Origin of the sequence: Cyclobacterium plantarum (assembly GCF_011290685.1) — a bacterium.
GTDB lineage: Bacteria > Bacteroidota > Bacteroidia > Cytophagales > Cyclobacteriaceae > Cyclobacterium > Cyclobacterium plantarum.
Genome location: NZ_JAANYN010000004.1, coordinates 520,629 through 533,675, shown reverse-complemented (window position 1 = coordinate 533,675; position 13,047 = coordinate 520,629). Strand labels below are relative to the sequence as shown.

The following is a 13,047-nucleotide window of genomic DNA, read 5'->3' as shown; positions in this document are numbered from 1 at the left end:
ACGATTTACTTAAATGCTATTTTTAATTTTTGTGCCAAACTGTCAAAACCCACTATTTCAGGTTTAATCCTGGTCTGATCACGTAGTTTTCCGGCTCCTTCATATACAATGCGATCCCCTGATTTTACACCATCTTCCACTACCAGCAGCTGATCCACTCTGGCCAGGACTTTAATGAGTTCCCTGTGTACTATGGAATCATTTCCTACGCGATAAACATAGGTTTTACCTTGTTGCTCATAAGTTGAGATTTCCGTAATCACAGGAAGGTTTTCATAAACTTTTGGAATCCGGATCATACCACTGTTACCATGGGCCAAAAGGCGGTTGGGATTGGGAAAAGTTGCCCGGAAATTTACTGTTCCGGTTGTTGGGTTTACCTGCCCGGTAACTGTTTTAATTTTTCCTTTATGATCATAAATTTTTCCGTTCACCAACTCGAGCTCCACTTCCGGCATATGTTCCAACTTCTCGTCCAATGTTTCTCCCTTTGTCACCTGAAGCATGTTCAGGTATTCCTTTTCATTCATAGAAAAGAAAGCAAACATATTTTCCACCTGGGAAACTGTCGTTAAGGGTGTAGGGTCTGAGGGACTTACCAATGCGCCCTGACGAAAAGGTATGGCTCCCACATAACCTTCCACCGGACTTTTTATGGTCGCGTAGTCAATATTAGCCGCAATACTGTTATAAGCTGCCTGGGCCTGGGCCAGTCGGGCTTTTGCCGTTTCAAGTTGGATATTTCCGATGATGCCCTTTTGTACCAGTGGTTTGAGCTTATCCACTTCCACTTGTGCAGCAGCTGCATTGGCTTTTGCAGCATCCGCATCCTCATTCAATGCCTGGGTTTCCAGTTTAAAAAGCGTTTGGTTCTTCTTCACTGCTTGCCCTTCATCCACCAACACCTCTGTGATGTATCCTGCTACTTTGGCCCTGACCGCACTGCTCACCATTCCTTCTATGCTGACAGGATAGCTTTCATATCCAGTCACTGTCTTTAAGGGTATTTCAAATACCGGAAACGATGGTACCGGGTTAGGTTTGGAATTTTCACTCTTGCCTTCTGAACAAGATTGATAGAAAACTAAAATACCAATTAGGTAAACAAAAATATGGTTTTTCATAAACGGGGGATATTTACAAATTTTAAATGATTACAGGGATCTGATTAGCCTGCGGCAAGAGTCGTCCAAAGTTTGGTGACCAGGAGTTTCCTGTCTTCCATGTCAAATGAAATGGACCCGAAAATTTTTATTTTCGCCGCCAGGATCACACTTCCCATATAAAGGGCCACGTATAGCTCCGGCTTGGCCTCTTTTAGATAACCTTCATCGACACCTTCTTTAAGAAATTGAAAAAAACCTCCTCTAAAATGGTGAGGACTCCTTTCCTGGTTGTAAGGTGAATTGATGTACTGTTCAAAAAACACCAATACCTTTGGATGAGCTGTGTAGAATTCATACAGGCTAAGCCATCTTTTATAAAACCTTTCCTTGTAAGGCTGCCGTTCATCCAATTCAGCCAGGACCCAATCTTCTACCTGCTCTTTGCAATAGATATAGAGTTCTTTTAATAACTCATCTTTACTGCTGAAATAATGGTAAATGGTACCTGCGGCTACCTTTGCTTCTTTTGCAAGAAGGCTCATGGAGGCCCCATGAAATCCATAGGCTTCTACCAGGTCCAGCATGCTTTCGTATATGGCCCTTTTCTTTTCTGAAATTCCCATAGATTCTTTCACTTTATTGATCGAACGTTCATTCGGGTGCAAAAGTAGGAAAACCGCGAATTGAAACCAAGCCCTTAGAAAAATGTATGGTGTTAAAATAAATTAAAACTATTGGTAAAATAAAAAGCCATCTCGCATAAGTCTTTAAACCAAAGATTACCTTTTATAAAAATAAGGATTAAATTTTAAGGACTACCTGTTAAATTGCATTTTCAGATTAGTTTTATACCCTATTTCCAGGAATTTGATCTAGTTAAATGACAGCGCAGGCCGATAGTATCCACACCAAAAATAAAATAGAACAGGGTCTGATCCTAAAGGTTTCCAAAATGAAACCGGTGATCAAACCCACCAAACCGCACCGGCACGAAGGATACCACGAACTGATCTACCTGTCTAAAGGTTCCGGACAACATACTGTTGGAGACCTGGTTCATGAAGTACAACCGCCTATGGGATACTACCTGAGTCTGGGCCAGGTACACTGTTGGGATTTTTCAAGAATCCCGGAGGGATATGTTGTCCTTTTCAAAGAAGAAGTCCTGGCTGCATATCCCAAAGCACTTTCCAGCCTTTACATTTTAAAAGAGACGTTCCAACTACCCGAAGAAAATTCATCCATATTCCATTTGTTGGAAGTTTTTTATGCTGATTACAAAAATGAAGTCGCTTCAGACCTATTAGCAGCGCATTTGAACACCCTCATTTTAAAAACCCTACATATTCCCCTACCAGCGCATTCCATTCATCCCAATGTATTGGATGAATTTGTCCGGTTTAAGAAATTGGTACAGGAAAATTACCTGCACATGAAAACAGCGGAAAATTATGCAGAAGCCATGCATGTCAGTATCCGTAAATTAAACCAGATCTGCCGAACGGCAACGGGAGCCAATGCCATAGATTTAATCCGTGAAAGACTGCTCATTGAATCCAAAAATTTGCTCAGTCATACGGGAATTCCGGTAGCTGAAGTGGCCTACCAGTTAAATTTTTCCGATGCCTCCAATTTTATCAAATTTTTTAAATCCCAAACCACGCTGACCCCAACAGAATACAGAGCAAAACTTTAAAGTAAGAATTTACCATTATTGTCAAAAATATACCATCAAAATACAAGGATTCAAGACTTACTTTGCAAATAAAATACAGTCTTGATGAAGTTTCTTTTAATCTGCCTTTTCCAACTTATCCTCTTTTACCCCATTTTTGCACAAAATTCTATTCATGGAACACTTGTGGATGCAAATGAAAACACGCCTATTGAATACGGGAGTGTGGGCCTGTACTCCGCTTCTGATTCCAGCCTGGTATCAGGAGCTGTAAGTGAACCTGATGGAAAATTTGAACTAAGCGGCATCAAACCCGGTGAGTATTATCTGCTTATTCAATTTATGGGTTATAACTCCTTTACCAAAGAGGACCTTACATTTACCAGAGGGCAGTCGCTGGATCTGGGAATGGTTGAATTGGCACCCAACGAGCAACTGCTGGAAATGGTTGAAGTTTCGGGATCAAGGTTTACCACCATGCATCAGATAGACCGGCAGGTATTCGAATCCGGAGAATTTATGTCGGGCCAGGGTGGAAACGCCATTGACCTCATTAGGAACCTACCCTCGGTAAGCATCAATGCAGAGGGAGAGTTGTCCGTCAGGGGATCCACGGGTTTTGTGATCATGATCAATGGAAAACCCCTTCAGTCCGACCCTTCGGTTATCCTGGGCCAATTGCCTGCCAATGCCATCAAGAATATAGAAGTGGTAACTGCGCCCTCCGCAAAATACGATCCGGAAGGAAAAGCCGGCATCATCAACATCACAACGGAAAAAGGAGCCACTGATGGTACTTTTATACAGTTCAATACCAGAATTGGGGCACCCAGCTTACAGGATTACGATAACAAAGAAAAACCACAACGATATGGAGCTGATTTTACACTCAATCACCGGAAAGGCGATTGGAACCTATCCCTGGGTGCCAGCTACCTAAGGAATGATGTAAACGGCCGAAGGGAAGGTGACGTTTACACCATCCGGGGAGACACCACCACCCGCTTTCCTTCTGATGGAGAAAGGGGATTCGATGAAGAAGCTTATTCCGGACGGTTTACTGTGGCTTATACGCCAGATGCCAACAACGAGTTTAGCCTCGGGTTTTATGGAGGTATAAGGAGCAAGGATAGAACCGCCGATATTGTCTATTTCGACAACCATACCAGCATAGGAGGGGAACGACTCTACACCATGCAATATTACAACGAAAACCTGCGCATCAGGAGCAGTGATTTTGCTTTGGGAAGCCTTGATTACGCCCATATCTTTGCCAATAAGTCCAGTATCTCCAGTTCCTTTTTGTATGAATATACCCTGCTGGGCGGCCCTACTACCAATAGAAACCTGGGTTACCCCAATACCAATCTGGTGTATCAGGACGAATACAATACAAATGACAATCCATTGTATGGCATACGCTGGCAGGTAGACTATCAGTCAAAGCCAACAGACTTGGGAATTCTGGAAGCCGGATACCAGTTCCGCAACCTGGATCATCAGGGAGATTTTGTTTACGAGCGAAAGAACAATGCAACGGGAGTATTTGAATTGGTTCCGGAATTTTCTTCCAATGTGGAATTGACCCGGGTTATTCATTCTGGGTATGGCCAATTGTCCGGACAAAAAGACAGCTGGGATTATTCCATAGGCTTGCGGATGGAATATATGGACAGGGAATTATTGCTGCAGGATAAGGCCAATACAGTAGATACCACCTACCAGTATGATTTTTTCCTGCCCTACCCCACGGCAAGTTTTCAATACACATTGGACGAGGAAACAAGATTGAAAGGAGCCTACAGTCGAAGAGTAGAACGCACTACTACCTTTAAAATGAATCCATTTCCCGAAAGGGAGCATTCCGAAACACTGGAACAGGGAGACCCAACTTTGCTTCCGGAATTTATTGACCTGGTTGAGACCGGTTTGGTGCGGGATTTTGGAGAAAACAGCCTCTACGCCACTGCCTATTACCGCCACGTGAAAAACCTTGTCAACAGGGTGAATACGGTTTACAATGACACCATTTTGAATCGGATTTATTCCAATGTGGGCAATGGAAGATCCATAGGAATGGAATTGGGGTTGGAACTTAACCCCAGCAGCAAATGGAAGGTTTTTGCCGGTGGTAACCTGTACAGGTACAGGATTCAAGGCAGTTTTGACAACAGACCCATTAACAATGCAGCCTGGGTTTACTCCATCAATGCCAATACAAGTTTTGATTTCTCCCCTACATTTAGTGCCCAATGGTCGGTAAACTACCTTTCCAGGCGCATTACTGCACAAGGTGAAGATTCGGATTTCTTATCCCCAAATCTGGTATTGAAAAAGACATTTATGAACGACCGCCTTAGTGCCAGCCTGCAGTGGCTGAATATGGACATGGGCCTGTTGGATACCAATGAACAACGGATCAGTACCTGGAGGGAAGATGAGTTTTATACCACCACGAATTATGTGCTGGAAGTGGACATGGTGATCTTAAACCTCAGTTACACCCTCAATCCTTCCCGCAATAAATCCCGCTTTATCAAAAGCGAATTCGGGGAAAAGGAATTTTAACCCAATAATTCGTACAGAATTTGGTCCAAATCAGGTTATTGTTTCAACATTTGACCCAAACGCTTTAATTGTAGATCCAGACCATCGGACCAGGGCAGTCCGTAATTCAAACGCATGCAGTGGTAAAACTGGTTTTGGAGTGTAAACATCCTGCCCGGTGCAATGCTGATTCCCTGGGAAAGAGCCTGATCAAAAAATTTACCGGTATCCTTTCCTTTTTCCAATTCAACCCATAAGACAAATCCCCCCAGAGGTCGGCTTACCTTGGTTCCCTGAGGAAAATAGTCACTAATTGCCCGGATAAATTGAAGGGAATTGGCATAGAGCTTTTTCCGCATTTGTGCCAGGTGCTTTTCATAGCGGCCAGTCTCCAAAAAATGGCCAATGGCTTCCTGTGTCAATGTGGTGCCCGATACAGAATGAAAAAGCTTCAACTTTAAGATATCCTTTAGGTACTTACCGGGTGCCATCCATCCTACCCGGTAACCCGGTGCAAGGGTTTTGGAAACGGAGCCACACCACAATACCATACCTTCCTCGTCAAAAGCCTTGCAAGGTTTGGGTCGGTTTGGTCCAAAATAAACATCCCCATACAAATCATTCTCAATTAAGGGAATCCCATGTTTGCCCAGTAGCTTTACCATGGCTTTCTTGTTTTCTTCAGGCATGCAACTGCCCAGTGGATTGTTGAAATTACTGACCAATAGACAGATATCAATTTCACCTATACGGGCTTTAACATCATCGGGATCAACCCCGGTGACAGGATGGGTAGGGAGTTCGATCACCTTTAGTCCCATGTTTTTGGCCAACTGAAGGATACCAAAATATACCGGGCTTTCTACGGCAATCCTGTCCCCCGGTTTGGTCAATGCCATAAATGCCAGGGAAATGGCATGCATGGCACCCGAAGTGCTCACCAGGTCATCAATCCCCAAATTTCCTGCCCAGGTAAAGGACCACTTTGCCACATTTTTTCGCAACAGAAAATTCCCTTGTATATCATCATATCCCGTTCCTCCGGAAGATAGGGTTTGACTGGCCTTATGGAGGCATTTATTCAATCTGGCTACCGGGAAAAAGGATTCGTCTGGTACACTAAGAGACAGTTGAGTGATTTCCTTATTGACAAAATTTCTGAAAACCTTGCCGATCAAGCCGTCATCCGCCTGTTCTTTTGGATTGTTACTGGGATTGCTGGCCTGGGGAACAGGTAAGCGAAGATCCACCTTTTCACAAACAAAAAACCCCGCTTGCGGCCTGGATACTATACAGGACCTGCTTTCCAATACCAAATAGGCCTGAATTACGGTATTTATACTTACCCCATACTCCTTGCTCACGGTACGAATGGAAGGCATCTTATCCCCTACTTTCAAACTGCCTTTTTGAATAAGCCGTTCAAAATTTGTCGCTAACTCCTGATACAACGTCATTATTTGCCTATTTAACTGTACCCTTCAAAATTAAATAAATTGTATCTGTAACCAATCATTATTCCTTTGTTAATTTGTTATTTGAATCTGATTTACCGGATTAAAGCACAATTCACTTACTCCAGAAGCATTGTTTATGAATTTGGAAGTTTTAAAATATCCCATAGGAAGATTTCAGGTCCCTGAAACTGTAGCGACTGACATAGTGAAACAAGCCATCCAGCATATTGAACATTTTCCGAAGGAACTACAAATGGCTGCATCCCATTTGCCGGAGGATATGCTTGATAGGAAATACAGGCCGGCAGGATGGACCATTCGGCAGTTGGTCCATCACCTGGCCGATAGTCACATGAATGCTTTCATTCGTTTTAAATTGGCTTTAACGGAAGAAAACCCTGTAATTAAGCCCTATCAAGAAAACCTTTGGGCAGATCTTGCAGATAGTAAACTTGGAATTGAAAGATCCGTTCAAATAGTGGCAGGGATTCATGAAAAATGGGTTTGCTTGATGCAGAACATGAGTCAGGAACAATGGAAACGTAGCTTTTTTCATCCGGAGCAAAGCAAATTCATACCTTTGAATGTCAGTGCCTTGCTGTATGAGTGGCACGGAAAACATCATTTGGCCCACATTAATCAGGCAAAAAAAATAGAAGATTAACCAATTATTAAGATTAAGACAGATCATGAACCAAACTGAAACCCGAAAACCCGATTTTGATTTTGAAAACTTCACTTTTGGGGTTCAATCTACAGACAGAATGCTTATGGCCGCCTTTAAACAAGGGGAATGGTCGGATTACCGCATTGCACCGGTACAATCCGTATCCTTATCTCCATTGGCCATGTGCTTCCATTATGGACAGACAGTTTTTGAAGGCCTGAAAGCCTTTCGAATGACAGACGGCAAAATAAATATTTTCCGAATGGAAAGCCATTGGAAAAGAATGAACCGTTCCCTTGAAAGAATGGCAATGCCTCCCCTGCCCCGCAGCCTTTTCATGGATGGTATTTTGGAACTGCTTAAAATGGAATCGGATTGGGTAATTGATGATCCGGATTATTCCCTATATATCCGCCCATTTGTTATCGCTACTGAAAATAAATTGGGTGTAGATGCTTCACAGGAATATTTATTCATGGTAGTGTTATCCCCCATGCGGGCCTATTATAATAAACCGCTTAAGGTAAAGGTAGAGACAGAATATATCCGCTCTGCCAGAGGCGGAGCCGGTGCGGCAAAAAATGGAGGTAATTATGGGGCCGCCCTGCTACCCCAAATCAATGCGAAAAAAGAAGGTTTCGACCAGATCATCTGGCTGGATGCTCAGGAGAAAAAATATATTGAGGAATCCGGGACCATGAATATTTTATTCCTGCTCAATGGCAAAACGCTGCTTACACCATCACTAAGCGACAGTATACTGGATGGAATTACCCGTGATTCTCTACTGAAATTGGCCGGAGAGGAAGGTTTTACGGTGGAAGAAAGGCCAGTTGCCATAGAAGAAATTACCCGGCGGATTGAAAATGGAGAGCGTGTGGAAGCTTTTGGTGCTGGAACTGCCGCTGTAATTTCACCCATAGAAACCATTAGCTTCCAGGGAAAAGCCTACAACACTTACCTGGAACCCGATGCCGGTATGTACCGCCTGAAAAATAAACTGTCATCCATAAGAAAAGGCATCAACCCAGATACCTATGGCTGGAACCAACTGCTGGATGCCTGAATGAAGCAATGTGGGGAAATTAATTGTAGCAGATTCACAGTAAGCAAATATTCCAAATCAGGAAGTGCTGTGCAAAAAGTTTGTCTATACGTTCTCTGTGGAAAAAAACCAGCATTTAACAAACTTGAATAAGGTTCAGTTTCTTTGAATAAATCACCAATCCTTTCGCCGGTACTTCTTTTTATCCGCCTGAATTTTTTTGGCTTTTAGCCTTTTTTCAATGGCTCCCTTTCCGGGTCGGGTAGCTTTTCGCAGCTTCCTCTTTTGAAAAGCTGCATTAAGCATCTCATAGAATTTACGGATGGCAATGGTTTTATTTTGAACCTGTGATCTTTTTTCCTGGGACTGGATAATCAGATCGCCGGCATTGTCCAATTTATGGGCCCATTTTTTCATCAATAGGTCCTTTTCACTTTCATCCAATAGCTGTGAATCAGGAATATTGAATCTCAATATAATTTTTGAATTCACCTTATTCACATTTTGTCCTCCCGGTCCGCTGCTTCGGGCAGCCTGAAAGGACAATTCCTGATTTAAAAACTGTACCTTGATTTTATGAAATATTGACATTTCTCAGAAAATTGAATTTCTAGTTAGACCCTTGTGCAATGGTTTTACCTTCAAAGAAGTTCCCCGTATATCAACGGAGATAAAACATTCCAGTTATTTACCGATGACAGATTTTAAAAATCTGGGGTGAGGGGCCGCTGGCATTAGCGATAAGCTGGTTTCACTACTGAGCTTGCCGGCGGCTAATGCGCTACAAATAACTCGTCAACACCCCGGGTTGCACCTCCTACATCGGCTTACCTGAGGTTACCAATATTGCACCCCACCGGGGTGCTGTATAAGATACTGTCATCCCGATTTCTGACTTTTTTTAAAAATTTAGGTCTTGGAATGACGGATTTTTAACGAAATTCAGTCGAACTTAGATCAAAAGGAAAAATGGAAAGCTCCTTCCCTGCCTGGTTATTGACAGAGATAAAACTTTCCAGTTGTTTTACCAGGGTTTGGAGAGGCATCATGAAAAATGATCAGAATAACATTATTCTGTGCTACCCCGCATTTCCAATCTTGTCAACTCATCATCCTTTCGAATTAACTTTCTAACTACAAAAAAGCTGATGATCAAGGCGGCTCCAATAAAAATAAAAATGGAGGTAAAATATGCCTGAGGGAAATCTCTGTTAAAACGGTCTGGGTTTGAGGCCTTCGAAATCTCTATCATATAGTTTTCCAAGGCATAGCCCGATATTATACCCAAACCAATGGCGAAAAATACGAAACCAAGGATAATGACAATATATATGCTGTAATTTCTTGATTTCTTCCTTGAATAAAACAGAGAGGCTTCTGCTCCTGAAGAGATCAATGCCAGCCGTTCGCTATTTCTGGTTTTAAGGTAATAAAACCAAATACCGAATGCGGTGGCGAAAAACGAAATGAAAACAATTGAAACTTCCATATTTTTTTTAATTTAGTAAATGAGAATAATTCATCGTTATTTATCTGCTTTGACAAAGTATCCCAAGGTAAGGTTACAGCTGGTGCAGATTTATATGTAAAAAAAATTCTTTAGAATAAATGTAACCTGAATGGAAGCCTCCTTGTCTAAACGATCAATGACAGGGGAATTCAACCATGAAAAAATTAAAACCATTCAAATGGCCATCCACATTGGGGATGCCCGGGCCTTAAGCCCTCTCATTTTACATTATCAGAATTATGTATTTCAGATTGCCTTCCGGATCCTAAAAAACAGGGAAGAGGCAGAAGAGATTACCCAGGATGTATTTGTCAAGGTGCATAAAGTATTGGATACTTTCAAAGGAGAGAGCAAATTCTCTACCTGGCTGTATAGAATTTCTCATAACCTGGCCCTAAACCGCCTGGCCAAAATGGCAAGAGATCCGGTAAGGATCCAAAGCTGGTCAGAAAAACAACTTCAAATGCCTGGTTCAGAAAATGATTCATGGGAGATCATGGAATGGAAAGACCGAAAGAAATTCATCGGCTTTGCCCTTGAAAAACTGAATACCGAAGACCAATTGATCCTGACCTTGTTTTACCTTCATGAACAACAACTGGGTGAAATTGCAGTCATCATGGGTATTCCACCTAATAATGTGAAGGTGAAATTACACCGGGCAAGAAAAAAAATTGAAACGATAATGCATCAAATACTTAATGAGGAGGTTTGGAATTTATGAAGATCGAAGACAAGGATTTTAGACAATATTACGAGGAAATACCGCCTTTGGAAAAGGATTTGTCCGAGTCCATTCTACAAAGAATACAGTCTCAAAAAGAGGTAAAGCTCTACCCTGCCACCATGCCTTCCCTCTTGCTATGGGGAATAATCGGTATTCTAATGGGAGTATTGGTTATTGGCCTATCCATGGTAGAAAATATAGGCTTACACTTATGGGGAAATATCCAGATTCCCAGTTTTCCCAACCTCCCTCATTTGGAAGTAAGCCCAATTTTAATGGTCATCATGCCTACCCTTGCTATTGTTATTTGGTTTCTCATACTGGTGGAGAAAAAAATCATGAAAGCAATTCTTTAATATTTCCACATAATGAAAGTTAGCAAATCCTTGCTTTTAAGGCTACTTCTTCCATTGGGTATGAAATGATTCCCCAGGATCCCTGTCTGTTCGCTGATAGGTGTGGGCACCAAAATAATCTCTTTGGGCCTGGATCAAATTGGCAGCAGAATAACCCGTAATGCAAGACAGGAAATAATTGATGGAACTGGATAAAACGGGTACGGCAAAACCATGCTGCAGCGCCTGACCAACGACATAAGAAAGATCATTTTGGTACCCTTTCAATGCCCTGACGGCTTCGTCGTGTAAAATCAACCTGCTGCTCTCCTTAAATATACCCACCAATTCCTCCATAAGAAAAGAACGGATGATACAGCCATTGGTCCATATCCGTGCAATTTCTGAAAAATTCAGCTCCCATTTATTTTTTTCTGATACCTCCAGCATCAGCGAAAAGCCGGTTTCATGGTTGATGATTCTGGCTGCCTGATAGGCTTTCTGCAACTTGTCCAAAAAGGCTTCTTCTTCCTCTATTCCAGTCAATTTCTCTGATCCATACATGCCTGATGCAATCATTCGAAAGGCCTTCCTGGAAGAGATATTCCTTGCCATTACTGCCTCCGTCAATCCACTGTATGGCACGCCATATTCCAAAGCCGTATTGACTGACCAGCCACCAGTGCCTTTTTGAGCTGCCTGATCCAGGATTTTATCCAGCAACAATCCCCCATCTTCTTCTTTTCTGAGGATGTCGATTGTAATTTCAAGCAGGTAATTGGACAGATCACCTTCCATCCAGGTCTCGAAGATAGCAGCTATCCTATCCGGGGCCAAATCCAGGTAATACCGCATCAGGTAATAGACCTCAGCGATGACCTGCATTTCTCCATACTCTATGCTGTTGTGCACCATTTTCACAAAATGCCCGGCACCTTCAGGCCCTACGTAGGTCAGGCAGGGTTTGCCCCGGTAATCCTTTGCTGCGATTTTTTCCAAAAATGGAGCAACCAGATCATACCCTTCTTTACTGCCCCCTGGCATAATTGCCGGTCCTTTCCTGGCTCCTTCCTCCCCACCTGAGACCCCCGCTCCTAAGAACAATATTTCCTTCTCTTTCAGGTAGGCCGCTCTTTTTGTGGTATCCTTGTAAAAGGAATTTCCACCATCTATCAGTACATCACCGGCCTCCAGGTAGGGCAATAGCTCCTCCACCTGCATGTCCACTGCCGTTCCTGCCGGAATCATCAGCATGATTTTTTTGGGAGAAGTCAAAGATTCCAGAAAAGGCACCAATTGGTCAAAGGCCTTCATATTTTCGTAGCCTGGGTTTTCCTCCAGCACTTTTTCGGCAATTTTTTCTTCCTTACCTGCTAAGTGTCGATTATAGATAGAAATCCCGGTGTTTGTATCAGCAAGATTCAGGGCCAGGCTTTTCCCCATTACACCCATTCCTATGATCCCGAATTCAGACATATTTTCCAAGGTATTGATCTTTTTTAGTATTTCAGTAACTATTTTTTCCGGCTTTTTATCGATGGAAATCCTCCAACCATAATCGGGCTTTTCCAGGGTAGCCAATTGTGAATCCAATAAAGCCGGATTCATAAAGTGCCCTACCCTTTTTCCCAACCTGGATTTGATCAGGGATTTGCTGCCGTCCAACAATACCCAATGCATGTCGGGGACAACCTTCAGAATTTTCCTGTACTTTTCATTTAAAGCTGAACAGGCCAGGACTGCCCCCCCTTTTTTATTCCAATCGAGTATATTGTTGGCCAAATTTTCAAGCCAGGGAATGCGGTCCTCATCGGTCAATGGAATTCCCGCATTCATTTTTTTCTTATTGGAGGCAGGATGGAAATGGTCCCCGTCATAAAAAGGAAGTTTCAGGGTATTGGCAAGTGCTACACCAATGGTAGATTTACCGCAACCGGTAACACCGTAAACGATTACAATCATATACGAAATTAATAAA

General features: G+C 42.6%; 12 protein-coding genes. 6 read left to right on the top strand and 6 right to left on the bottom strand.

The genetic code is table 11. From position 1 onward, the window contains the following. Positions 1 to 5: 5 nt before the first annotated feature. On the bottom strand, positions 6 to 1,124 hold the full coding sequence (locus G9Q97_RS12275) for an efflux RND transporter periplasmic adaptor subunit (RefSeq protein ID WP_166147222.1): 1,119 nt from the start codon (positions 1,122 to 1,124) through the stop codon (positions 6 to 8). A 44-nt stretch (positions 1,125 to 1,168) separates the two neighbouring features. After that, positions 1,169 to 1,729 carry a TetR/AcrR family transcriptional regulator gene (locus G9Q97_RS12270; protein ID WP_166147220.1) on the bottom strand — a complete coding sequence of 187 codons (561 nt, stop codon included), beginning with the start codon at positions 1,727 to 1,729 and terminating at the stop codon, positions 1,169 to 1,171. A gap of 257 nt (positions 1,730 to 1,986) precedes the next feature. Here G9Q97_RS12270 and G9Q97_RS12265 point away from each other — a divergent pair, with 257 nt between their 5' ends. Both G9Q97_RS12265 and G9Q97_RS12260 read left to right on the top strand, forming a co-directional pair. Then, the gene (locus G9Q97_RS12265; RefSeq protein ID WP_166147219.1) at positions 1,987 to 2,802 is read left to right on the top strand and encodes an AraC family transcriptional regulator; all 816 of its coding nucleotides are present in this window, start codon (positions 1,987 to 1,989) and stop codon (positions 2,800 to 2,802) included. Positions 2,803 to 2,886: 84 nt separating this feature from the next. Beyond that, entirely contained in the window at positions 2,887 to 5,349 is a 2,463-nt protein-coding gene (locus tag G9Q97_RS12260) for a TonB-dependent receptor domain-containing protein (RefSeq protein ID WP_166147217.1), read from the top strand. 35 nt (positions 5,350 to 5,384) lie between these two features. Here the strand turns inward: G9Q97_RS12260 and G9Q97_RS12255 are convergent, their stop codons facing one another. Continuing rightward, entirely contained in the window at positions 5,385 to 6,785 is a 1,401-nt protein-coding gene (locus tag G9Q97_RS12255) for an aminotransferase-like domain-containing protein (protein ID WP_166147215.1), read from the bottom strand. Between the two features lie 136 nt (positions 6,786 to 6,921). Between G9Q97_RS12255 and G9Q97_RS12250 the strand changes: the two genes are divergently transcribed. Then, complete coding sequence (locus G9Q97_RS12250) at positions 6,922 to 7,449, top strand: YfiT family bacillithiol transferase (protein ID WP_166147213.1); 528 nt, start codon at positions 6,922 to 6,924, stop codon at positions 7,447 to 7,449. A 25-nt stretch (positions 7,450 to 7,474) separates the two neighbouring features. Beyond that, complete coding sequence (locus G9Q97_RS12245; RefSeq protein ID WP_222851979.1) at positions 7,475 to 8,518, top strand: branched-chain amino acid aminotransferase; 1,044 nt, start codon at positions 7,475 to 7,477, stop codon at positions 8,516 to 8,518. A gap of 153 nt (positions 8,519 to 8,671) precedes the next feature. On the opposite strand, the gene arfB is transcribed toward G9Q97_RS12245, so the two are convergent. Next, the gene (arfB, locus tag G9Q97_RS12240; RefSeq protein WP_166147211.1) at positions 8,672 to 9,088 is read right to left on the bottom strand and encodes an alternative ribosome rescue aminoacyl-tRNA hydrolase ArfB; all 417 of its coding nucleotides are present in this window, start codon (positions 9,086 to 9,088) and stop codon (positions 8,672 to 8,674) included. Between the two features lie 478 nt (positions 9,089 to 9,566). Beyond that, entirely contained in the window at positions 9,567 to 9,986 is a 420-nt protein-coding gene (locus tag G9Q97_RS12235) for a DUF6249 domain-containing protein (protein WP_166147209.1), read from the bottom strand. 130 nt (positions 9,987 to 10,116) lie between these two features. Here G9Q97_RS12235 and G9Q97_RS12230 point away from each other — a divergent pair, with 130 nt between their 5' ends. Next, positions 10,117 to 10,731: an RNA polymerase sigma factor gene (locus G9Q97_RS12230; protein WP_166147207.1), complete on the top strand. Its 615-nt coding sequence runs from the start codon at positions 10,117 to 10,119 to the stop codon at positions 10,729 to 10,731. Continuing rightward, positions 10,728 to 11,090: a hypothetical protein gene (locus G9Q97_RS12225; RefSeq protein ID WP_166147205.1), complete on the top strand. Its 363-nt coding sequence runs from the start codon at positions 10,728 to 10,730 to the stop codon at positions 11,088 to 11,090. The genes G9Q97_RS12230 and G9Q97_RS12225 overlap by 4 nt, the downstream gene beginning before the upstream one ends. A 42-nt stretch (positions 11,091 to 11,132) precedes the next feature. Here G9Q97_RS12225 and gndA read toward each other — a convergent pair whose 3' ends face one another. Next, complete coding sequence (gene gndA / locus G9Q97_RS12220) at positions 11,133 to 13,031, bottom strand: NADP-dependent phosphogluconate dehydrogenase (protein WP_166147204.1); 1,899 nt, start codon at positions 13,029 to 13,031, stop codon at positions 11,133 to 11,135. Positions 13,032 to 13,047 lie beyond the last annotated feature (16 nt).